Source organism: Candidatus Kinetoplastibacterium blastocrithidii (ex Strigomonas culicis) (assembly GCF_000319245.1).
Taxonomy (GTDB): domain Bacteria; phylum Pseudomonadota; class Gammaproteobacteria; order Burkholderiales; family Burkholderiaceae_B; genus Kinetoplastidibacterium; species Kinetoplastidibacterium blastocrithidiae.
This window is the reverse complement of sequence record NC_019814.1, coordinates 502,731-526,670: the sequence shown is the minus strand read 5'-3', so window position 1 is coordinate 526,670 and position 23,940 is coordinate 502,731. Positions and strand designations below refer to the sequence as shown.

The window sequence follows — 23,940 nt, the reverse complement described above, 5'->3', positions numbered from 1 at the left end:
TTTAAAAATCCTAATAATGGTAGGCAATATGAATATTTCAAGTCAACTTAATGCAATTTCTCCATTGGATGGTAGATATTCTTCATACATAGATGTTCTTAGACCTTTGCTTTCAGAAGCAGCTTTTATGTCTCATAGAGTAGAGGTAGAGATTGCTTGGCTAATTAATCTGGCTGATGAAAATCTTCCCGGTCTAAAATCTTTTTCTAGCCAATCTAAAGCAGAACTAAATTCTTTGGTTAAGAATTTTTCATTAGAAGATGCAGAAAAAATAAAAACTATAGAAAAAATTACTAATCATGATGTTAAGGCTGTAGAATACTGGCTAAAGGATAAAATAATTAATTCAGGCAATAAAGAATTAATTGATGCAGTAGAGTTTATTCATTTTTCTTGTACTTCTGAAGATATTAATAACGTGTCTTATGCATTGATGTTATCTAGAACACGTGATAATGTTATATTACCAGCTATAAAAAAATTAACTGATAAAATTGCAAATATAGCGGAGCTATATAGTTCACAACCAATGCTGTCTAGAACCCATGGGCAACCTGCTAGCCCTACTACTGTTGGTAAGGAATTAGCTAATGTAGTGGTTAGGTTACATAATGCTACTGAAAAAATAAAAGATGTAGTTATACTAGCAAAACTTAATGGAGCAACAGGCAATTATAATGCTCATGTAGCCACATATCCGAATGTGGATTGGAAGTTATTAACTAAAACCATAATAAAAAAATTAGGTCTTACTCAAAATACTCATACTACTCAAATAGAGCCACACGACTGGATAGCAGAGTTATTTGACTCAATATCTCGTGTAAATACAATTATACTAGATCTTGATAGAGACATTTGGGGATATATTTCTTTAGGATATTTTAAACAATTACCTAAAGAAGGAGAAATTGGCTCTTCAACAATGCCTCATAAAATAAACCCAATAGATTTTGAGAATTCTGAGGGTAATATAGGATTGGCTAATTCTCTATTAAGGCATATGTCTGACAAGTTGCCAGTATCTAGATGGCAAAGAGATTTAACAGATTCTACAGTTATGCGTAATATTGGAGTAGCTATAGGTTATTGTATAATCTCTTGGGAATCATGTTTAAGAGGATTAAATAAATTATCAATCAATAAAGAATCTATTGAGCATGATTTAAATAATTCTTGGGAAGTATTGGCAGAACCTATACAGACAGTAATGAGGAGATATGGCATAGAAAAACCATATGAGCAACTTAAAGAATTAACAAGAGGCAAAAAAATTAATAAAGATGATTTATATGCTTTTGTAGCTAAGCTAAATATCCCAACAGAAGCAAAAGAATACCTACTATCTCTTGAGCCAAGATCATACGTAGGTCTAGCTGAGAAGCTTGCTTTAGATACAAATGAGGCAAGAAGAATAAAATAAAAACCTGGTGGCGCATCCCTGATTTGAACAGGGGACCTGCGGATTATGATTCCGTCGCTCTAACCGACTGAGCTAATGCGCCACGTTCCTAACTGTTTAATTCTAACATATTTATCTGCATGAATAATAATATTTATACAAATAAATCATGACCAAGCATTGAAAATTTAACATAGATAAATACATGGTGCCCAGAAGAGGATTTGAACCTCCACATCAATAAAGACACATAGACCTGAACCATGCGCGTCTACCAATTCCGCCATCTGGGCAGTTTACTTATTGAAATAAATTATTAAAATAAGAGATAGATTTTAAATTATATATGGAAATACTAACATTGGCAAAATTAAAAAATACTAACAACTCTACCTATACAGCAATATTAAATTCTGATCATATTTTAATAGATCCTAATGTTCCAAGTCGCGAAGATATTTTATATGCTATACGTAAAAATGGCTCCCTTAATAAAACAGAAATAAAAAATATTTTTCCTATAAAAGAAGAATCAGCCTTATCTGGCATATATAAACGTCTATTTGCTATGGAAAAAGATGGACAAATTATTATAAATAATGAATTTATAATAGAAAACAAAAAAACTAATTTTATATATGGTCAAGTGATATGTACTAAATCTGGAAATGGGTTCCTAAAGCAAAATAGTCACAAAAAAAGTAATCTATATATTCCCCAAAAAGAAATGATGAAAGTATTTAACGGAGATTGGGTAAATGTAAGAAAAAAAATAAATCACAGAACAAAAAAGTCAGAATATATTATAGTTGAAGTTGTAAAACGATCTACAAATAAATTATTAGGAAAAGTAATAACAAAAAAAGGTGTTTCATTATGTATTCCTATAAATAATAATATTAATAGAGAAATAATTTTAACCAATTATAATGATTATAAGTTAAGAAATGACTACGTCGCTCGTGTTAAAATTACTAGACAACCATCAAAATACCTTAATCCATTAGGCGTTATAATAGATGTTATCGGAAATATACATGAAAATAATATAGAAAATAAAATAGCTGTAGAAAATTTTAATATACCTAGTGTTTTTTCAAAAGAAGTTATTGATGAATCTGAATCTATGTTAAGTAATATCACTGAAAGTGATATTAGAACTAGAACTGATTTGCGAAATTTACCATTTATAACTATAGATGACGATAATGCTAAAGACTTCGATGATGCTATTTATTGTGAAGAAATATATATTAAACATGGTAATAGAAAAAAAACATCCTATAGACTATTGGTAGCTATTGCTGATGTTAGTCATTATGTGAAAAAAGATACAGTCTTAGATAAAATTTCATTGGAAAGAGGTACTAGCATTTACTTCTCAAATGAAGTAATACCGATGCTACCTGAGAAATTATCTAATAATATATGTTCATTATTGCCTGGAGAAGACAGGTTGGTTTTGGTATGTGAATTATTGATTTCATCAAAAACATCAGATAAAGAAATAAAAGATAATTGTAAATTTTATGAAGCAGTTATAAATTCAAAAAAAAGACTAACTTACAATAACATTATAGATATTAAAAATGGGATAGAGATCATACAAGACATACCGGTTAATAGAAATATCAGTGCTCTGAGCGAATTATTTAATATTTTAATCAAAAAACGTATTAATAGAGGCTCTATTGATTTTGATATACCAGAAGCTAAAATTCTTTTTAATAAAAAAGGTAAGGTATCTGATATAGTTACCAAAAAAAGAAATGATGCTCATCGCATGGTAGAAGAATGTATGTTACTAGCTAATACTTGCGCTGCTTATTTTATAGAAAAAAACAAAATAGAGTGTCTATATAGAGTGCATGATAAACCATCTAAAGAGAGTATAAAAAACCTAAAGATATTCTTAAACCATATAGGAATAAATATAACAAATAATTTTAATAAACCAAAACATTATCAAAATTTAATTAATTTAATATCAACTCATAATAAATTTAACATATTGCAAACATTGTTATTGCAATCATTACAAACTGCTACTTATAGTGTTGATAATATAGGGCACTTCGGTCTTTCATTTGATATATATGCTCATTTTACTTCTCCAATAAGAAGATATCCTGATCTTATTAATCATCGCATAATAAAACATATTATATGCAATGATAAAAATTCTAATATTGGTAAAATTAATCCCATATATACATATGATGATCTAGAAAAAATATCAAACATAACATCTTGCTATGAGAGAAGGGCTCTAGAAGCATCTAGGTATGCAGATAATTGGCTGAAATGCATTTTTGCTAAAAAATTTGAAGGCAAATCATTTCCTGGACTAATTTCTGCTGTAACAAATATAGGCATTTTCATTACTATAGATTCTATAAAGATAGATGGTTTTATGCCAATAATAGAATTAAAGAGTAAATTTAAATATAATAAGACCTTAAAATATATTGAGTGCGAAATATCTAACACACGTTATCAGGTAGGTGATACTGTTTTAGTAGAAATTAATAAAATAATTATTGAATCAGGTCAGATATTTTTGTTCATCATTAACAACTCTACAAATAATAGATAATAAAACTCTAATATATGAATATTGCAACTATTCTAATAATAATTAATCAAAACAAGTCAAAACCATTATATAAATTTTAGGGTTTAAATATATGACATCTATGCAAACTATGATTGGATTTCATTCAATACTAATGAGATTAAGTCAAGATCCTACATCTATAAAAGAATTATATATTGATATCAAAAGAAAAGATAAAAGAATTTTAGATTTTATTAAAAAAGCAGAGGAAAACAAATGCAAATTATATTACGTTGAGTCTGCTAAATTAGATAGCTTATCTAATTATATGAAACATCAAGGATTAGTAGCATTCTGCAGAAAATCTAATATAAAAACAGTAAACATAGAAGATATACTTGATTCTAGTAGCGGAAATCCTCTATTGTTAATCTTAGATGAAATAACAGATCCTCATAATTTTGGATCTTGTTTTCGGACAGCAAATGCATCAGGAGTTGATGCTGTAATATCTCCACGTGATAGATCAGCAAATATTACTAACCCAGTAGTAGGTAAAGTCTCCTGTGGCGCGTCTGATACGGTTCCTTATATACCAGTGACGAATCTAGCAAGAACTATGAGATTATTGAGAGATTATGGAATAACATTGGTAGGAACTGATGGAAGTTCTAGCAAAAGCATATACGAAATAGATACAAAAAAACCAATGGCATGGGTTGTTGGTTCAGAAGGTAAAGGGATGCGTAGATTGACAAGAGATACCTGCGATGAAATAGTAAAAATCCCTATGTCTGGTAATGTTATGAGTTTAAATGCTGGAGTTGCAACAGCTATTTGTTTATTTGAAACTGTACGTCAAAGAAAATTTAGCAGCACATTGTAACAATTTAGCTAAATAAATATTAAAAACAACGTTTTAAATTTATTTGTGCTTGACAGTATTATTAGTAACAATGCCTAATAACGGTTATAGATCTAAATCGTGATATTTAAATATATGCATGATAATATTTAGTTGAGATCGTGACCCAACTTCAATATGCCAGTCTCCAAATTTTTAAAGGATAATAATATGAATAAAACAGAACTCATTGATCACATTGCCATTAATGCTGGCATATCAAAAGCAGCAGCTAATAGGGCGATTGATTCTTTCCTTGATGCTGTTAAAAGTACAATGAAAAAGGGAGAAACAGTAACACTAGTAGGTTTTGGATCTTTTGCTGTATCAACTAGGGCAGAAAGAACCGGTCGTAATCCACGTACAGGTGAAGAAATAAAAATAAAAAAGACTAGAGTTCCTAAATTTAAACCTGGTAAAGCTTTAAAAGAAGCTGTAAATTAAAACAATAAATATCAGAGAATATACTTGCTATTATATTTATAGAGTGTACAATGTAGAATTATGTTGAGTCGTTAATCCTGATTTAATTCGGGTGCTTAGCTCAGTTGGTAGAGCGGCGCCCTTACAAGGCGTAGGTCACAGGTTCGAATCCTGTAGCACCCACCAAATAAAATAGAAAATGCCTATAGCTTCTTTTTATTAGATATAGGCATTTTTATGTTCTAAAGTTTTCCTAATATAAGAAATTCCATTAATGCTTTCTGTAAATGCATCCTGTTTTCTGCCTCATCCCAAACAACACTCTGAGGACCATCTATAACACTTGCGGTGACTTCCTCACCTCTATGTGCAGGCAAACAATGCATGAATAAAGCGTCACTATTAGCCATAGACATCATATTATCATCTACTGCCCAATCAGCAAATGCTTCTAGCCTTTTTGTATTCTCAGATTCATATCCCATGCTTGTCCAAACATCTGTTGTGACAAGATCTACATCTTTACATGCTTCTCTGGGATCATCAAACTGCTTTAAGTAAGAACTTGATACATTACCTACTATAGAACTATCCATTTTATAATCATTTGGAGAAGAAAAATGTAGAGTAAAACCAAGAATTTCAGCTGCTTGCACCCATGTATATGACATATTATTTGCATCACCAATCCATGCTATTTTTTTTCCAACTATAGAATCTCTATGCTCTAAAAAAGTAAATATATCTGCTAAAATTTGACATGGATGAAATTCATTAGTCAAACCATTAATAACTGGAACACGCGAATGAGCAGCAAATTTCTCAATTCTAGTCTGATCGAAAGTTCTAATCATTACGATATCAACCATTCTAGATACAACTTTAGCCGTATCTTCGATCGGCTCTGATCTGCCAAGCTGTGAATCATTATTTGTGAGATTAATTACTGATCCTCCCATTTGGTACATCCCAGCCTCGAAAGAAACCCTAGTTCTAGTACTAGCCTTTTCAAAAATCATAGCTAGTGTTCGATCATGTAATGGCATGTGTGTTTCATATTTTTTAAATTTCGATTTTATTAAACTAGCGCGCTTCAATATATAAAGAATTTCTTCTTTACTAAGATCTTTTAATTGTAGAAAATGACGTATGTTCGCGTCTTTACAAGGATATTCTGTCATAGCTATATTACCATTAATAAATAATTACATCTTGAATACTGTTATAAATAATAATAAGTTAAAATTACTTAACAAATTATTAATAATGATCATCAAATAATATTAATATTTATGAATAAAAATGCATAAAAACAAGTATAGTATACAGCACTGGTGATTATACGTAACAAACTATTATTAATAAAGGACAATAATCTAGTGCTATGAAGCTATTACTGAAGATATGACATATGATACTATTGAATAGTTTTAACTGTTATGTACAGCATCATCAATAATAAACAACAAAGTTAATAATAATTTTATTATAGTAACAAATAAAAGAAGTTATATGGAAATCAGGAAAATTAATAAATTAGTTTTAGCTTCTAGCAATCCTAAAAAAATCAGAGAATTTATGGATATCTTTTCAAAAAAAAATATTCATATAATACCTCAAAGCAAATTTGGTATTGATACTGTTAATGAAAAACATATTACTTTCGTGGAAAATGCTATAGAAAAAGCTAGGCATGTTACTAGATTGACTAATTTACCGACAATAGCTGAAGATTCTGGTTTATGTGTTGATGCTTTAGATAACTACCCTGGAATATTTTCTGCAAGATATTCTTCATTAGAAAAACAAAATAGAGATATCTCTAATAATAATCTTTTAATAAAAAACCTAACTAATATAGATAATAGAAAAGCTTACTATATAAGCATCATTGTTTTCTTAAGAAATCCAAATGATCCTACTCCAATAATTTCTGAAGGAAAATTATATGGAGAGATAGTGAATGAACCATCAGGAACCAATGGATTTGGTTATGACCCTCATTTTTACATGCCAGAATTTGGGAAAACAGTAGCATCTATGAGCATGGACGAAAAAAATTTGATAAGTCATAGATCAATTGCAATAAATAAATTAATAGATAATATTATGAATAAATAATAGTTATGATTATTATTCCTATAAAAGTGGAAGAAAAAAGAAATACAATGTATTCCGACGATAAAATTTTTATAAAAAATCTTCCTCCTTTATCCATTTATATACATATCCCGTGGTGTGTTAGCAAATGCCCATACTGTGATTTCAATTCTCATAGCATAGATCCAAATAATATTGATGAAGAATTGTTTTTAAAATCTTTGCGCTGTGATTTAGAGCAATCGCTTTCACTAATATGGAATAGATCAATTATTTCTGTTTTTATTGGAGGAGGGACACCAAGTATTTTATCAGTAGAGAGTATAGATAAAATACTTGAGATGATAAGAACATATCTAAGAATATTGCCAAATGCTGAAATAACTATTGAGATAAATCCGGGAACAGTAGACTCATTAAAAATGAAAGGATTCAAAGATAGTGGCATAAACCGTTTCTCTATAGGAATACAAAGTTTTAATAATGAAAATTTAAAAAAAATAGGAAGAATACATGATAAGCAAGATGCCTTAAACTCAATTACTAAAGCGCAAGATTTAGTAGAAAATATAAATCTTGACATAATGTTTTCATTGCCTGGACAGACTATAAAGAACTTTATATATGATCTAAAAACAGCTAAATCATTTAATCCTAACCACCTTTCTATATATCACCTTACAATAGAGCCTAATACTTTTTTTTCAAAAAATTTGCCGGATGATATGCCAGATGAAGAAACATCCTCTGGTATGGATGATTTAATAGAAATAGAATTAAGTGAAATGGGCATGAAAAGATATGAGGTATCAGCATATTCAAAAGATAAATTTCAATCAATACATAACTTAAATTATTGGACATTTGGAGATTACTTAGGTATAGGTCCAGGTGCTCATAGTAAAATATCTTTCCATGACAAAATAATAAGACAGAAAAGAATCTACAATCCTATCATATGGATGAATAAATCTATAAAAATGGATAATAGCCATATAATTGAAAATATTTGTATTTTAAAAGATCAATTGCCATTTGAATTTATGTTGAATGTTTTAAGATTAAAGGATGGCGTTAATAGAAGATTATTTAAATTTCGTACTGGTTTATCTATTGATGTAATGAAAGAAAGAATAAATATAGCCTATAAAAATAAGTTGTTATCAAAAAATAGTGAAAAATTTATAGCAACTCCTCTTGGATGGAAGTTTCTTAATGACCTACAAATGATTTTTATAAAATAACTATAATGATGAAAATATTGTTATTTTAAATTGTAATTTACAATCAAAGAATAACTGTAAATCTTATATTAAATAAAAAACATAAAATTGTAATGAATAATATAAACATTGAAAAAGTTATAAGTGTGCACCATTGGAATGAAAAGCTTTTTTCATTCCAAACAACTAGAAATAAGTCATTTAGATTTATTAATGGGCATTTTGTTATGATTGGACTAATCTATAACAATAAGCCATTAATGAGAGCTTACAGCATAGCTAGTGCAAATTATGAGGATTATTTAGAATTCTTAAGCATAAAAGTTCCTAATGGCTTGTTAACATCTAAATTGAAACAATTAAAAGTAGGGGATGAAATAATAGTTAATAATAAGTCAGTAGGTACACTGGTTATTGATAATTTAAAACCAGGTAATAGATTGTTTCTATTTGCAACAGGTACAGGATTAGCTCCATTCTTAAGTATAATAAAAGATTATAGAACTTATGATTCATTTGAAAAAATAGTTCTTGTGCACTCAGTAAGATCCATAAATGAATTAGCATACAAGAGCATGATAGAAGAACAATTACCTAATAATGATCTAATTGGTAAAGATGTAAAAGAGAAGTTAATATACTACCCAACTGTTACTCAACAGGATTTTTATAATAACTATAGAATAACAAACTTAATAAAATCTGATAATTTTTTTAATGTAATAAAAATACCAAAGATAAATTATAAAACTGATCGTGCTATGATTTGCGGTAGTCCTCAAGCTTTGAATGATATAAGTAAAATACTAGATGATCTAGGATTCAAAGCATCTTCAAATACAAATGGTATTGGTGATTATGTAATAGAAAGGGCTTTTGTTAATAATTAATTTTTAAGGTATATTATGAATAAACAAATAATTCACACTGATAAAGCACCAGATCCTGTTGGGCCATATTCTCAAGCAGTGTCTTGTCATTCTAGCAAAATGGTATTTTTATCTGGCCAAATAGGATTAAATCCTATTACAGGAAAATTAGAAGATAAAAGCTTTGATATTCAAGTTAAACAGGCATTTAAAAACATGATGAGTGTTATAGAAGCTGCGGGAGCATCTGTAGAAAATGTTATAAAAACTACTCTATATTTAACAGATTTAAGTAAATTTGAAATAGTTAACAATATAATGGCAGATTTATTTCCTAAACCTTTCCCGGCAAGAACTACTATAGAAGTATCCGGTTTACCAAAGGGAGCACAATTCGAAATCGAAGTCGTATTGTCACTATAAAATACTATTTAAATTATTATCAGTGTTTTTATAGCTCAAATATGTTTATATTTCTTATAAGTTTAGCATCCTATGGCTATTAAAAACTCTGATAAAATAACTAAAATTTGATGAAAATGGAATTAAATGAACAAGACAGTTTAATTCTTCATATGCCATTTCGTTACGAGAATGAAACAACTGTAACAAAAATAAAAGCATTACAAAATAGTAATTATTCTATCGTTGAAGGAATTATTAAAGATGTATGCATAAAACATCATAATAAAAACAAGAATCTAGTTGTTACTTTAACAGATGGTAGCGGTTATTTACAATTAAGATGGATTAATTTTCATAAATCTTATGTTAAGAATTTTATAGTAGGAAAGAAACTAAGGGTTGGCGGAGAAATAAGAAGAAATTTTTTAAATACTGAAATTGTGCATCCAAAAATATATGACTATCGAGCGAATTTACCTAAATTTTTAACACCAATATATCATTCTATTAAAGGTATAAGTCAATTAAAAATTAGGAAAAAAGTAATAGATATTATTAACAATAAAAATATATGTGATTCTTTACCAGAAGATATAATTAAATCATTTAAGTTAATGACATTTTCTAATGCTATAAAAATTATACATAGCCCTGATATTGATGTGCCAATTAATTCTCTAATAAAGAAAACACATCCTGCTTGGTTTAGAATAAAATTTGATGAGCTATTGGCAAACCAACTATCTTTAGAGATTGAGCGTCACAACAGAAAAAAAAACAAGTCTAAGCCATTGCCTACCAGCAAAGAATTCTGGGATTCTGTAAAAATTATTCTTAATCTAGCTGGCATTAATCTGACAAAAGCACAAAAAAGAGTTATAAAAGAAATATCATTTGATTTGGCTCATAACTATCCAATGTATCGTCTTTTGCAAGGAGATGTTGGTAGTGGCAAAACAATAGTCGCTGTAATTGCTGCTTTACAAGCTATAATGAACAATACACAAGTTGCTATAATGACACCCACAGAAATATTGGCAGAACAGCATTTCTCTAAAATAAAGACATGGTTCTCTAATTTAGGAATAAATACAGAATTAATTACTAGCAGCAAAACTCTTAAAGAAAGAAATAACATTAAAAATAGTGTATTAAATGGAAATATTAGTTTAATTATTGGGACGCAATCCTTAATACAAGAATATATAAAATTCAAAGAATTGGGATTATCTATAATAGATGAAGAGCACCGTTTTGGGGTGGAGCAAAGATCTTCTTTATATAAAAAAGGAATTGATCCAGAAAATAAAATCATACATCCCCACTTATTATCAATGAGCGCAACACCTATACCTAGAACATTAGCTATGACATTTCTATCTGATATGAAAATTTCTGTTATAGATGAATTTCCTAGAAATAGAAAACCTATAATTACAAAATTAATATCAGATGATCGTCGCGAAAGAGTATTAATGCATGTTGCAACCGCAGCTAGAAATGGAAATCAAGCATACTGGGTTTGTCCGTTAGTGCAAGATACAGAAAAAAATGATTTGCAAAATGCTGTTAATACGTTTCATGATATAAAAGAAAGATTTCCTGATCTAAATATTGGTCTTATACATAGCCATGTAGCCAGTCATGAAAAAATAACTACAATGCAATCTTTTAGAGATGGTCAACTGAATATTCTAGTAGCTACTACTGTTATAGAAGTTGGCGTTGATATTCCAAATGCATCTATGATGATTATAGACCATGCAGAAAGATTTGGATTGGCTCAGCTTCATCAGTTACGAGGCAGAATTGGTAGAGGCAATACAGAATCTATATGTGTTTTGTTATATAAAAATCTTTTATCAAATATTGCAAAATATCGACTAAAAACCATGTTTGAAACCTCAGATGGATTTGAAATAGCAAGCCGCGATCTAAAGATACGAGGACCTGGTGAATTTCTTGGAACTAAACAGTCTGGTATTAATCTACTAAAATTTTGTGATTTGGATAATGATATTAAAATTATAGAATTAGCTCATAGAGTCGCTTCTATTATATACAATAAATATCCAGAATTTATGAAAAAACATTTGGATAGATGGCATAAGAAATCAATAATCTCTATAATAGAATAGATAGTAATGCTTATATAAAAACAATCCAGTTTTGTTACAATAATTTTAAAAATTCCGTGCATTCATCAACACAGTGCCATATAATTCTTCGATACTAACTATAAGTTTAATTGGGGAGAGTTTCACGATATCCGAATAAATATCCATAGATTTTAAAATAGACTGAATTATTACAATCTCACAAAATTTATCTTCATCAAATTTTGTGAGATTGTTTCGGCTGTTCCTTATAAACAACACTTACTGAGAAAATACTATTCTCAGAGTCTAAGCTTCGTTGAAATTATTTCATACGAGAGGAGTTAATTATTATGCAAAGTAGTAGTAGGAGCTTTGGTAAGCACCTAATTTGGATAGCAATTTCAATTCTAGGCGCATCTTCCCTGGGAGTTATTGCTTTAAATCGAGGTGAAACTATAAATGCTTTGTGGATTTTGACAGCTTCCATATGCGTATATTTAATAGCTTATAGATATTATAGTAAATTTATTGCAGAAAAAGTATTCCAATTAAACCATGAGAGATTAAGTCCAGCTTGGAGATTTAATGATGGAATAGATTATGTCCCAACTAATAAACATGTATTATTTGGTCATCATTTTGCAGCAATAGCAGGCGCTGGTCCATTAGTAGGGCCAGTATTAGCAGCTCAAATTGGTTATTTGCCAGGGATGTTATGGATTCTTGCTGGTGTTGTTTTTGTTGGAGCTGTACAAGATTTCATAGTCTTGTTTATATCAACAAGACGTGATGGCAAATCATTAGGTGAAATAATAAAATCAGAACTAGGTCCAATACCAGGGTTAATAGCTTTATTTGGCACGTTCATTATAATGATTATAATACTAGCAGTATTAGCATTAATAGTTGTTAAAGCTTTAACTCACTCTCCTTGGGGAGCCTTTACTGTATCTTCAACCGTTCCAATCGCTTTCTTTATGGGTATTTATTTACGATATATAAGACCAGGTAGAATTGGAGAAATATCAATTATTGGATTCGCATTGCTCATGGCTGCAATAGTATTTGGGCAAGAAGCTATGACTAATCAAACATTGTCATATATATTTGATTGGGATGGAAAAACACTTACATGGATATTGATCGGTTATGGTTTTATAGCGTCTGTATTACCAATATGGTTATTGCTTGCTCCCCGTGATTATTTGTCGACTTTTCTAAAAATAGGAACTATATTAGGTTTGGCTGCGGGTATAATCATAGTAGCACCAGAGATTAAGATGCCTGCATTTGTGTCGCAATTTGCTGATGGTAATGGTCCTGTTTGGTCAGGCAAATTATTTCCATTCTTATTTATTACAATTGCATGTGGCGCTGTTTCTGGATTTCATGCTTTGATAGCCTCTGGTACCACTCCCAAGTTAATAGAAAATGAGATTCAAACAAGGTATATTGGTTATGGAAGCATGATTATGGAGTCTTTTGTTGCTATTATGGCCTTGATAGCAGCATGCATAATAGACCCAGGTGTATATTATGCAATGAATAGCCCAGCAGCTTTCATAGGAACAACTCCAGAAGAGGTTGCCCAAGTTATATCAAATTGGGGTTTCATAATAAAGCCAGATGAGCTGATACAAATCGCACAAAATGTTGGCGAACCAACTATCATATCAAGAGTAGGAGGAGCTCCTACTTTAGCTGTTTGCATGGCTCATATATTCCATCAATTAATTGGTGGACCTTCAATGATGGGTTTTTGGTATCATTTTGCTATATTATTCGAAGCATTGTTTATATTAACAGCAGTTGATGCTGGCACTAGATCCGGAAGATTTATGTTGCAAGATCTACTAGGAACATTTGCTCCATCGTTAAAACGTACCGATTCGATTTTTGCGAGTATACTAGCAACTAGCCTTTGTGTAGCATCATGGGGTTATTTTCTATATCAAGGTGTAGAAGATCCTCTTGGAGGTATAAATACTTTATGGCCATTATTTGGAATGGCAAATCAAATGTTGGCAGCTATAGCTCTAATAATGAGTACAGTTGTTTTATTTAAGATGAAACGAGATAAATATGCTTGGGTAACTATAATACCAACTGTATGGCTTTTAATATGCACATTATTTGCTGGATGGCAAAAATTATTTGATGTTAACCCTAATATCGGTTTTATATCTCATGCAAGGCTATTTAAAGAAGCAATTATTCAAGGAAATATATTATTTCCTGCGGGATCAATCGCTGAAATGCAAACAATAATAACTAATGACTATGTAAATGCTATTTTATGTTCATTGTTTATGTTAGTAGTTATAAGCATAATGTTCTATGGGGTTAAATCTATATTTGAAGCAAGGAAAAATATTAATCCAACCTGCATAGAATCTAAGTTATAGGAAAATTAGATGTTATTTAATTTTGGTAAAAGAGCTATAACAGCAAGCAAGTATCTCGGTGATACTCTTAGATTAATGGTTGGGATTCATAGTTATGAAAATTATATTAACCATATGAAAAATAAGCATCCTGATAAAGAACCAATGCCGTATGAAGAATTCTTTAAAACATGTCAGAACTCTAGGTATGGATCTAATGGGAATGCTAAATGTTGCTGAAAAAATAATAATTTGAATATTACCAATAAAAAAGCGTGACTTTAATAGGTCGCGCTTTTTTATTGGTAATATATAAAGTACAATTTTAGGAATATAACCTTAAAGTACTTACGATGCGCATATCTAAAAAAGCCCTTACATTCGATGATGTCTTATTGGTACCATCATACTCTGAAGTTTTACCTAAAGATGCTTCTTTATTAACTAAATTAACAAAAAATATTAGTCTTAACATACCATTAGTATCAGCTGCAATGGATACTGTAACAGAATCAAGTCTAGCAATAGCTCTTGCCCAAGAAGGAGGTATAGGGATAGTCCATAAAAATCTAACAATAGAAGAACAAGCTAAAGAAGTTTCTTGTGTCAAAAGACATGAATTTGGCATAGTTATAGATCCAATAACAGTAACTCCGGAAATGAAAGTTGGAGATGCTATATCTCTGCAAAAGAAATTTGGAATTTCAGGATTACCTGTGGTAGAGAATGATACAGTTATAGGAATTATTACTAACCGTGATCTAAGATTTGAGGATAATCTTAGTCAACCCTTAAGAAATATCATGACTCCAAAAGAACGTTTGGTGATAATGAAAGAAGGGGCCACATTAGAAGAAGCTAAATCTTTGATGCATAAACATCGACTTGAAAGAGTACTTATAGTAAATGATGATTTTAAACTAAGAGGTTTAGCTACTGTTAAGGATATAGTTAAGAATACTGAGCACCCAATTGCAAGCAAAGATTCTAGGGGGCAATTAATAGTTGGAGCAGCTGTAGGCATTAATCCAGGAACTGAAGAAAGAGTCGAAGCACTTGTAGTATCAGGTGTTGACGTTATAGTTGTGGATACAGCACATGGACATTCTAGAGGAGTTCTAGATAGGATTAAATGGATAAAAAATAATTTTCCTAATTTAGAAGTAATAGGTGGTAATGTTGCTACTGGAGCTGCTGCAAAAAGCCTAATAGAACACGGAGCTGATGGCATAAAAGTCGGAATAGGTCCAGGATCTATCTGTACTACTAGAATTATATCTGGAGTTGGAATACCTCAAATAACAGCAATATCAGATGTATCTAAAGCAATAAAGGGATCTAACATTCCAATAATAGCTGATGGCGGAATTAGATATTCTGGAGATATAGCCAAATCTATAGCTGCCGGTGCTTCTTCATGTATGATGGGAAGTATTTTTGCAGGAACAGAAGAGGCACCTGGAGAAATTACAATATTTAAAGGAAGAACTTATAAATCTTATAGAGGCATGGGTAGTATTGGTGCTATGGCAGATGGATCTGCAGATAGATACTTCCAGAGCAATAAAAGTACTGATAAATTAGTACCCGAAGGAGTTGAGGGAAGGGTTGCTTATAAGGGAAGTGTTATATCAATAATATATCAACTTATAGGTGGTCTACGTGCTTCTATGGGCTATTGTGGTTGTTCTTCTATAAATGACATGCAAGAGAACACAGAATTTGTTGAAATTACATCATCTGGAATATACGAGTCTCATGTGCATGATATAAATATTACTAAAGAAGCGCCTAATTATAGATCAGATTAATAAAACATTATAGATAGATAAATTTTATATATGAATCAACACATTTTAGTAATTGATTATGGATCACAGGTTACACAACTTATTGCCCGTCGCATAAGAGAAATAGGTGTTTACACTGAGGTGGAATCTAATGATATAAGTGAAGAAATAATACAAAAACATATAACCAAAGGATTAAAAGGAATAATATTATCAGGTAGTTTTGCTTCTGCTTATGAAGAAGATTTAAAATTAAAATTGCCTTTATCCATATTTCAGATTGGTATTCCTGTACTAGGAATATGTTATGGCATGCAAGCTATGGCTATGGAATTAGGAGGCATGGTTAACAGTTCAAAAAATAGGGAATTTGGCTATACAGAAGTAATAAATTGTGGAAATAGTCAATTATTAGGAAATATTAGTGATTTTTATACAGAAAATAATGAAAAAATATTAAAAGTATGGATGAGTCATGCTGATACTGTAACAGTTCTACCTAAAGGATTTAAAAAGATAGCATATTCAAGAACAACATCCTCTATAGCAGGAATGGAAGATATAGATAGAAATCTTTATGCATTACAATTCCATCCAGAAGTCACACATACTATTCAGGGATACGAAATATTAAAAAGATTTGTGATTAATATATGCAAATGTAATTTAAGATGGAGTATGCCTAATTATATTGATAAAAGCATAGAAGAAATAAAATCTTTAGTTGGGAAAGATAAAGTAATACTAGGGTTATCCGGAGGTGTGGATTCTTCCGTAGCAGCTATATTAATACATAGGGCTATAAAAGATCAGTTGACATGTATTTTTGTAGATAATGGTCTAATGCGTTTTGAGGAATCAAAACAAGTAAAAAAATTGTTTTCTGAAAATTTAAAAATAAATATTATTTACGTAGATAGCTCAGAAACATTTATTAAGAAGCTGAATGGTATAATTGATCCAGAACTAAAAAGAAAAATTATTGGAAATGAATTTGTCAATGTTTTTCAAAAAGAAGCCAATAAAATTAAAGATGTCTGTTGGCTAGCTCAAGGAACTATATATCCAGACATAATAGAATCTTCTCACGGTAAAAAGGTTATAAAATCTCATCATAATGTTGGTGGACTTCCAGAAAAAATGAGTTTAAAACTTTTAGAGCCTCTTAAACATTTATTTAAAGATGAAGTAAGAAAATTAGGAAAAGAGCTAGGATTAGATGATGAAATGCTTTTTCGTCATCCTTTTCCTGGCCCTGGGTTGGGAGTAAGAATTATAGGAGAAGTAAAACTAGAATTTTTAGATCTTCTTAAAAAAGCTGATAATATTTTTATTGAAGAACTAAAAAACAATATAAATAAAGAAACAAATAAACCATGGTATGATTCTATATCACAGGCTTTTGCTGTATTTTTACCAATTAAATCAGTTGGAGTAATGGGAGATAATCGCACATATGAATATGTTATTGCTTTAAGAGCTATAAAAACTAATGATTTCATGACTGCCGATTGGTTTCAATTGCCATTTGATTTGCTATCAAAAATATCATCAAGAATAATTAATGAGGCGCATGGTATTAACAGAGTTGTTTATGATATTTCCAACAAACCACCTGCGACTGTAGAATGGGAATAATTTTTCTATGCGTATAATATATATTATGTAAAGTTTAAGTTTTTCTTTAACTATATAGGTATTAATGTGATTCATGTTGGATATAAAGTTCCTAATGGAAAATTAATAAAAATTGATTTTGAAATAACTAAAGATAAAAAATTTAAAAATGTTCAGATTAGTGGTGATTTTTTCTTAGAGCCTCCAGAATTTTTAGATGTGTTAAATAATAAATTAAATGGACTTTCCATATATTTAAACGAATTAGAGATAAAAAACATAATAGACGCATCGCTAGACAAAAATGTTAAAATGTTCGGGTTTTCTTCTATAGATATCGCGACAGCAATTAAAAGAGCTATTGTATGAATATAGTAAAAAAGCTAGAAGATTGTGAATGGCAGTTAATTCATACTAGTCCTCAAAGTCCGAATCTACATATGGCACTTGATTCAATAATTACAGAGGAAGTTAATAAAGGCATACGCTTGCCTACTCTTAGGATATGGGAGTGGGATTCTAGCGCTGTAGTATTAGGAAGATTTCAATCCTTTCGAAATGAGATCAATGAGGAAGCAGCAAAAATACATAATGTAAAAATAGTTAGAAGAGTAAGTGGTGGCGGTGCTATGTTTGTGGAACCAGAAAATTCTATTACATACTCTATAAGCATTCCTAATTATTTAGTTTCTAACTTAAATTTTCAAGAATCATACCAATTACTGGATAATTGGATTATAGAAACTCTAAATAGCATTGGAATAGAAGCATTTTATAAGCCTATAAATGATATATTACTACCTTCTGGCCAAAAAATTGGTGGAGCAGCTCAGGCTAGATTTTCTGATGCTATATTACATCATGTAACCATGTCTTATAAAATGGATACTAGCAAAATGGTTGAAATATTAAGAATTGGAAAAGAAAAAATATCAGACAAAGGAATAACTAGCGCAAAAAAAAGAGTAGCAGAAAATGGAATAAGCCAATCTGGTATGTCGAGAACTAATTTTATTAAACATATGATCAATATTTTTTCGAGAAAATATAAAATAATCGATACTGTGGATATATCAGAAGATACTATTTTTAATGCCAATAAACTTTGTAAAGAAAAATTTGATACATATGATTGGTTACATATAGTTAAATAATAAGAATAAAAAACTAAATTGATACTTTAAAAAGATCAAAAAAATTCTTAGTGGAGCTTTTCCCTACTTCCATAATATCTATATTGCGTAATTCAGAAATTTTTTTAGCAACATAAAAAACATTTGATGGGTCATTTAACTTGCCTCTATATGGCTCTGGAGTAAGATAAGGCGAATCAGTTTCTATCAGTAATTTATCTAACGGTGTTTTTAAAGCTAATTCACAAACTGTAGTAGCATTTTTAAATGTAACAATTCCAGATATAGAAATAAAAAAATTTAAATTCATAGCCTCTTTTGCAATATCCCAACTTTCTGTAAAGCAGTGCATAACTCCGCCTATTTCATATGCTTTTTCTTCCTTTAATATTCTTATAGTATCAACAGCTGATGAACGAGTATGCACTATCAATGGCAATCCTAAGATTCTAGCGGCACGAATATGTTGACGAAATCTCTCTTTTTGCACTTCAAAATAATTACTGCCTCTATAATAATCAAGACCAGTTTCTCCAATTGCTATTATTTTTTTATTTATAGATGCAATACTACAAATATCATCTACAGAGAATTCTTCATCAATTCCATATTCTGGATGGGTTCCTACGGAAGCTAGTAAGTTATCATGCTTTGATACCAAATTGATTAAAGAATCAATACTTTTTTTTCCAACACTAACAACCAGAGCATGTGTTACTCTATTTATAAGCATAGAATCTTGAATAAGATTAATCTTATCAGATAGTTCTGGGAAATTAAGATGACAATGAGAGTCTATAAACATATTTATAATTTATTAATTTGTGTGGTTATTTTTTGTAATAAAACATTCACCAATAGTTTAGCATTAATATTATTATTAACAATTAATGAATTTTTTTTATTTAACCAAAGCAGCATATCTAATATATTATCTATATTTAATTTTTTAGATATTTCAAACACTGTATTTTTTATTCCTATAAAATATCTAACATCTTGACCAAATTTAAGTAACATTAAATCAAAATAAAACTTCTGAAAAAAACTAATCCATTCAAATAATGATAATTTATCAAAATTTTCATCTAAAAAAGAATATAATTTAAAATCTCCTTTTAGTGATAGATGATTAATAAAATTCATTATCCAAGAATAACATGGATCATTCAAATCTCTGCTAAGAAAAAATGATTTTAAGGGAGCTCCTCCTGTAAACATTAGCCATTTTCCTAAATTTGATATATCTGATTCTGTAGCCATTGATAACCAATTTAAAGAACTGTTTTTTGTAGGAATTGGTAAATATATTAATTGACAACGAGATATAATAGTAGGAGATAGTCTATGTAGCTTATTTGTTACCATTAAAAACACAACACCTAATGGAGGCTCTTCTAATATTTTTAACAAAGCATTAGAAGAAACATCATTTAAAGATTCAGCAGAATAAATAACTATGATTTTTTTTATACCTCTATGCGATGTTATATTTAACCAAGGTAATAAATCACGTATTTGTTGAATACGAATTTCTCTAGAAAGATTATTATTTTCTGATGCAGCCATATGTCTAAAATTGATATCTCCTGCGAATATTTCAGACTTGCTCATATATTCTGGATGTATAAATTTTAAATCAGGGTGATTATTTTTTGTGATTAAATTACAAGAAACACAGTTGCCGCATGCAATAGTATTATGTTTTGTTTCACAAAGCAAAGAAGCAGCATAAGAAAAAACAAATTCGAATTTCCCTATTCCATCTGAACCATATATTATATTTGAATATATTCTATCTTGTTTTCTTAAATATATATCAGCTAATTCTAATTGCCATGGTAAAAAAAATGTCATTTTTATTATAAAGATACTAAAAAATTATTAATTATTTCGGATATAATAGACTTAGTATTTTCAAGGCATTTAGAGGAATCTATTACTTTTACTCTACAAGGATTTTTTCGAGCTATCTCTAAATAAGATTTTCTGACTCTATTAAAAAATATATCATTATTTCTCTCAAAACGGTCTAATTTTTTTATATGGGAAATCCGTTGAAGCATTAGATCAAAAGGTATGTCAAATAATAATGTCAAATCAGGAACAATGCTACTAGCCATGTTAGTAGATAGCAAACCCTCTAAAGATTTAATAAATTCTAAACTAACGCCCTTACCTGAACCTTGATAAGCATATGTGGCATCTATAAATCTATCACATATTACCCATATATTATTTCTTATTGATGGTTGTATTATATTCTTAAAATGTTCAAACCTTGCGGCAAAAATTAACATAGTTTCTGCTTCAGGTGACATATCATTCTCTAGAATAATATGACGTATTTTGTCACCTAATTCTGTTCCTCCAGGCTCTCTAGTATTGATGACATTTAAGCCTCGAGAGCGTAGAATATCAGCTAACCATAAAGAATTAGTACTTTTTCCAGCGCCATCAATTCCCTCTAATGTTATAAATTTACCTAACAAAATCATCCCCCTTATTTATAAGAAAGTTATACACTTTAGCGTTATGAGATAATAAATCTTCAGAAAATTCAGTGGCTCCATTACCGATAGAAAGAAAATAAATATAATTATGATCTTCTGGATGAAGAGCAGCCATTATAGAAGATATACTAACTGATGAAATTGGAGTCAAAGGCAAACCATACCTAGTATACGTATTCCAAGGAGTATCATTTTTTAAATCAATATTTCCTTTTTTAGCATCAAATAGATCTCCCATTCCATATATAACAGTAGGATCTGATTGCAAACGCATACCTAATTTTAGTCTATTAATAAAAACGCCACTTATACGCCTACGATCTTCAATAACACTAGCTTCCTTTTCAACTATAGATGCAAGAATCAATGCCTCATAAGGAGTGTTTAATGGCAGATCTTTACATCTATTTTTCCATAAACCTGAAAGAATCATTTGATTTTTCTTATAGGAAGCTTTTAGTATATCAAAATCAGATAATCCAGGAACTATATAATAAGTATCAGGATAAAATAAACCTTCTGGATATAAAAAATCAGAATCAATCATCTTCATTAGATCATTGTCATTGATATTACTTATTGTCTTTTTAAGAAATGAATTCTTCTTTAGCTCTTCGCGAAACTTAGTGAATTTCCAGCCTTCAATGAAAACTACTCTAAACTGATCATTTCGTAGAAAATCACCATTAACTAATTTTCTCATTAAACTAAGCGGACTATCATGAGCTGTAATTTTATAAATACCAGCCTTAAAATTTTTATCAAATTTACACAAATAAGCAACAAAAGTAAATTTATCTTCAGATATGTCTATACCAGTATTTCTAATGGCCTTTACGATATCCCTAGTATTATCCCCGAATTTAACAATAAATTCATTTCTGTCATTTTGTTTTATTTCTAATGGCTTAATACTCCATATAAAAAAATTCATTATTGAGCAGAATAAAAAAACAACTACTATTAAAAAAAATATATAAATTCTATAGAAATTTTTTTTTAAAAACATTATAGATACTATTTAATAATTTTAAAACTCATTAATTTCCGAGAATAGAAAATAGAGAGCCAGTACTAGAAACAAATAACATAGATATAGCTCCAAGTATAGTTACTCTCTTGACTGCAGGCCATATATATGCACCACCAGTTTTTGCTGAAATAGCCCCTAAAACCCCAAGACTAACAACTGAGCTTATTATAATGACGGGAATAAATAATGATATAGGGGCTAACAAAGATACAGATAGTGGAACCATCGCCCCAATAGCAAAAGATATTGCTGATGCAAAAGCAGCTTGCAAAGGTCTTGCCCTATTATGCAATGAAATACCTAACTCATCCCTGGCATGAGCATCAAGAGCATTATGATTCGTCAACTCCATAGCTACTTCTTTTGCCAATCTCGAGGAAAGACCTCTATTTATATAAATCTGTGCTAATTCTTCCAACTCATCATCATAATTTTTTTTCAAGGAATGCTGTTCCATTAGTAAATCTGCAGACTCAACATCTGACTGTGATTTTACTGAAACATATTCTCCAACAGCCATAGAAAGAGATCCAGCTATTAATCCAGATAAACCAGCACTTATGATTGAATAATAATCACAATTAGCAGCAGCAATACCAGTAATCAAACTAGCAGTGGATATTATGCCATCATTTGCACCTAACACTGCAGCTCTCAACCAGCCCGATCTAAAGATTCTATGATATTCTTTTGCTGGCATTTTTACCTATCTATAAATGGTTAATATTTTTTTTCGCTGCATGATGCTTTTAATTCTTCTAGATTTTTTTGGATCATTAATCAATGGTCTGTAGATTTCTATTCTATCACCATCAACTAGTATAGTATCTATCGATTTTATTTTACCAAAAATACCAACATTGTTTTGATTATAATTAACATCTATAAAATCATGATTAAATTTAGAGTAAACTATGGCTTCATTAATAGTACATCCAATATGTACAATTAAATCTCTTAGAAAAAATTTTCCGTCAATTCCTACATAACAAATACATATAGATATATTATATTTTTTTTCCATATATATGACTTGCTCTTTCTTGAAATTTATATATAAAACTATTAGCTATATTACTAAATACTGGAGATATAATCATACTCAATAATTTGTTAGAAAAACTATATTCTAATTCAAATTCAACATTACATGAGTCTTTAAATTTTTCTGTAAATCTCCAGCTACCTGATAAATATGAAAAAGGCCCATCCACTAACTCTATATCAATTTTATTTGGATAATTATACCTATTTATAGTTGTAAAACTATTGCTAATTCCATATATAATCATGATTATGGAAGCTTTTGTTTGAGTATCATTATGATATTCTATCTTTGATCCACCGCACCAAGGCATAAAATCTTGATACTTATCAATATCAGCTACTAGATCAAACATCTGGCTAGAGCTATAAGGAAGTACAATAGATTTATATATTTTATGCATAAGACGTAGACAATAACACAATAATATACTTAGAAAAATT

At 29.8% G+C, this 23,940-nt stretch carries 23 protein-coding genes and 3 tRNA genes; 16 read left to right on the top strand and 10 right to left on the bottom strand.

The window, feature by feature from the left end; translation table 11 throughout:
* The first annotated feature begins 28 nt into the window (after positions 1 to 28).
* Entirely contained in the window at positions 29 to 1,423 is a 1,395-nt protein-coding gene (purB, locus tag CKBE_RS02605) for an adenylosuccinate lyase (RefSeq protein ID WP_015390021.1), read from the top strand.
* Between the two features lie 5 nt (positions 1,424 to 1,428).
* Here the strand turns inward: purB and CKBE_RS02600 are convergent.
* Positions 1,429 to 1,505, bottom strand: a tRNA-Met gene (locus CKBE_RS02600).
* Between the two features lie 103 nt (positions 1,506 to 1,608).
* Positions 1,609 to 1,695 (bottom strand) — tRNA-Leu (locus CKBE_RS02595).
* Positions 1,696 to 1,748: 53 nt separating this feature from the next.
* Between CKBE_RS02595 and rnr the strand changes: the two genes are divergently transcribed.
* The 4 genes from rnr (at position 1,749) to CKBE_RS02575 (ending at position 5,472) form a co-directional block, all read left to right on the top strand.
* Entirely contained in the window at positions 1,749 to 3,998 is a 2,250-nt protein-coding gene (gene rnr, locus CKBE_RS02590; protein WP_015238036.1) for a ribonuclease R, read from the top strand.
* A 91-nt stretch (positions 3,999 to 4,089) separates the two neighbouring features.
* Complete coding sequence (rlmB, locus tag CKBE_RS02585) at positions 4,090 to 4,845, top strand: 23S rRNA (guanosine(2251)-2'-O)-methyltransferase RlmB (protein ID WP_015238035.1); 756 nt, start codon at positions 4,090 to 4,092, stop codon at positions 4,843 to 4,845.
* Between the two features lie 156 nt (positions 4,846 to 5,001).
* Complete coding sequence (locus tag CKBE_RS02580) at positions 5,002 to 5,307, top strand: HU family DNA-binding protein (RefSeq protein ID WP_487249258.1); 306 nt, start codon at positions 5,002 to 5,004, stop codon at positions 5,305 to 5,307.
* 89 nt (positions 5,308 to 5,396) lie between these two features.
* Positions 5,397 to 5,472, top strand: a tRNA-Val gene (locus tag CKBE_RS02575).
* 56 nt (positions 5,473 to 5,528) lie between these two features.
* Here CKBE_RS02575 and argF read toward each other — a convergent pair.
* Complete coding sequence (gene argF / locus CKBE_RS02570) at positions 5,529 to 6,467, bottom strand: ornithine carbamoyltransferase (protein ID WP_015390020.1); 939 nt, start codon at positions 6,465 to 6,467, stop codon at positions 5,529 to 5,531.
* 331 nt (positions 6,468 to 6,798) lie between these two features.
* Between argF and rdgB the strand changes: the two genes are divergently transcribed.
* The 11 genes from rdgB to CKBE_RS02515 all read left to right on the top strand — a co-directional run bounded on the left by rdgB (position 6,799) and on the right by CKBE_RS02515 (position 18,927).
* Positions 6,799 to 7,407 carry an RdgB/HAM1 family non-canonical purine NTP pyrophosphatase gene (gene rdgB, locus CKBE_RS02565; RefSeq protein WP_015238032.1) on the top strand — a complete coding sequence of 203 codons (609 nt, stop codon included), beginning with the start codon at positions 6,799 to 6,801 and terminating at the stop codon, positions 7,405 to 7,407.
* 5 nt (positions 7,408 to 7,412) lie between these two features.
* Complete coding sequence (gene hemW / locus CKBE_RS02560) at positions 7,413 to 8,630, top strand: radical SAM family heme chaperone HemW (protein ID WP_015238031.1); 1,218 nt, start codon at positions 7,413 to 7,415, stop codon at positions 8,628 to 8,630.
* Between the two features lie 92 nt (positions 8,631 to 8,722).
* Positions 8,723 to 9,499 (top strand): ferredoxin--NADP reductase, encoded by a 777-nt coding sequence (locus CKBE_RS02555; protein ID WP_015238030.1) that lies wholly within the window; start codon positions 8,723 to 8,725, stop codon positions 9,497 to 9,499.
* A gap of 15 nt (positions 9,500 to 9,514) precedes the next feature.
* Positions 9,515 to 9,901: a RidA family protein gene (locus CKBE_RS02550; protein WP_015238029.1), complete on the top strand. Its 387-nt coding sequence runs from the start codon at positions 9,515 to 9,517 to the stop codon at positions 9,899 to 9,901.
* Positions 9,902 to 10,017: 116 nt separating this feature from the next.
* Entirely contained in the window at positions 10,018 to 12,021 is a 2,004-nt protein-coding gene (locus CKBE_RS02545) for an ATP-dependent DNA helicase RecG (protein WP_041571838.1), read from the top strand.
* Between the two features lie 311 nt (positions 12,022 to 12,332).
* Complete coding sequence (locus CKBE_RS02540) at positions 12,333 to 14,387, top strand: carbon starvation CstA family protein (protein ID WP_015238027.1); 2,055 nt, start codon at positions 12,333 to 12,335, stop codon at positions 14,385 to 14,387.
* Positions 14,388 to 14,396: 9 nt separating this feature from the next.
* The gene (locus CKBE_RS02535; protein WP_015390017.1) at positions 14,397 to 14,606 is read left to right on the top strand and encodes a YbdD/YjiX family protein; all 210 of its coding nucleotides are present in this window, start codon (positions 14,397 to 14,399) and stop codon (positions 14,604 to 14,606) included.
* 113 nt (positions 14,607 to 14,719) lie between these two features.
* Entirely contained in the window at positions 14,720 to 16,177 is a 1,458-nt protein-coding gene (gene guaB / locus CKBE_RS02530) for an IMP dehydrogenase (RefSeq protein WP_015238026.1), read from the top strand.
* Between the two features lie 30 nt (positions 16,178 to 16,207).
* The gene (gene guaA / locus CKBE_RS02525) at positions 16,208 to 17,794 is read left to right on the top strand and encodes a glutamine-hydrolyzing GMP synthase (RefSeq protein ID WP_015238025.1); all 1,587 of its coding nucleotides are present in this window, start codon (positions 16,208 to 16,210) and stop codon (positions 17,792 to 17,794) included.
* Positions 17,795 to 17,860: 66 nt separating this feature from the next.
* Positions 17,861 to 18,142: a lipoate-protein ligase small subunit gene (gene lplB, locus CKBE_RS02520; RefSeq protein ID WP_015238024.1), complete on the top strand. Its 282-nt coding sequence runs from the start codon at positions 17,861 to 17,863 to the stop codon at positions 18,140 to 18,142.
* Positions 18,139 to 18,927 carry a lipoate--protein ligase family protein gene (locus tag CKBE_RS02515; RefSeq protein ID WP_015238023.1) on the top strand — a complete coding sequence of 263 codons (789 nt, stop codon included), beginning with the start codon at positions 18,139 to 18,141 and terminating at the stop codon, positions 18,925 to 18,927. The genes lplB and CKBE_RS02515 overlap by 4 nt, the downstream gene beginning before the upstream one ends.
* 13 nt (positions 18,928 to 18,940) lie before the next feature.
* Here CKBE_RS02515 and CKBE_RS02510 read toward each other — a convergent pair whose 3' ends face one another.
* Genes CKBE_RS02510 through CKBE_RS02480 form a run of 7 tightly spaced genes read right to left on the bottom strand, consistent with a single transcriptional unit; the run spans position 18,941 to position 23,900 of the window.
* The gene (locus CKBE_RS02510) at positions 18,941 to 19,711 is read right to left on the bottom strand and encodes a TatD family hydrolase (RefSeq protein WP_015238022.1); all 771 of its coding nucleotides are present in this window, start codon (positions 19,709 to 19,711) and stop codon (positions 18,941 to 18,943) included.
* A gap of 2 nt (positions 19,712 to 19,713) precedes the next feature.
* Positions 19,714 to 20,763 (bottom strand): hypothetical protein, encoded by a 1,050-nt coding sequence (locus tag CKBE_RS02505; protein ID WP_015238021.1) that lies wholly within the window; start codon positions 20,761 to 20,763, stop codon positions 19,714 to 19,716.
* 5 nt (positions 20,764 to 20,768) lie between these two features.
* On the bottom strand, positions 20,769 to 21,404 hold the full coding sequence (gene tmk, locus CKBE_RS02500; RefSeq protein ID WP_015238020.1) for a dTMP kinase: 636 nt from the start codon (positions 21,402 to 21,404) through the stop codon (positions 20,769 to 20,771).
* A complete protein-coding gene (gene mltG, locus CKBE_RS02495) occupies positions 21,388 to 22,428 on the bottom strand; it encodes an endolytic transglycosylase MltG (RefSeq protein WP_015390016.1) in 1,041 nt (346 codons plus the stop codon). The genes tmk and mltG overlap by 17 nt, the downstream gene beginning before the upstream one ends.
* Before the next feature lie 31 nt (positions 22,429 to 22,459).
* Positions 22,460 to 23,152: a VIT1/CCC1 transporter family protein gene (locus CKBE_RS02490; RefSeq protein ID WP_015238018.1), complete on the bottom strand. Its 693-nt coding sequence runs from the start codon at positions 23,150 to 23,152 to the stop codon at positions 22,460 to 22,462.
* A gap of 6 nt (positions 23,153 to 23,158) precedes the next feature.
* Positions 23,159 to 23,476, bottom strand: a complete 318-nt coding sequence (locus tag CKBE_RS02485) for an RnfH family protein (protein WP_015238017.1) — start codon at positions 23,474 to 23,476, stop codon at positions 23,159 to 23,161.
* Positions 23,460 to 23,900: a type II toxin-antitoxin system RatA family toxin gene (locus tag CKBE_RS02480; protein ID WP_015390015.1), complete on the bottom strand. Its 441-nt coding sequence runs from the start codon at positions 23,898 to 23,900 to the stop codon at positions 23,460 to 23,462. The genes CKBE_RS02485 and CKBE_RS02480 overlap by 17 nt, the downstream gene beginning before the upstream one ends.
* Positions 23,901 to 23,940: the final 40 nt, after the last annotated feature.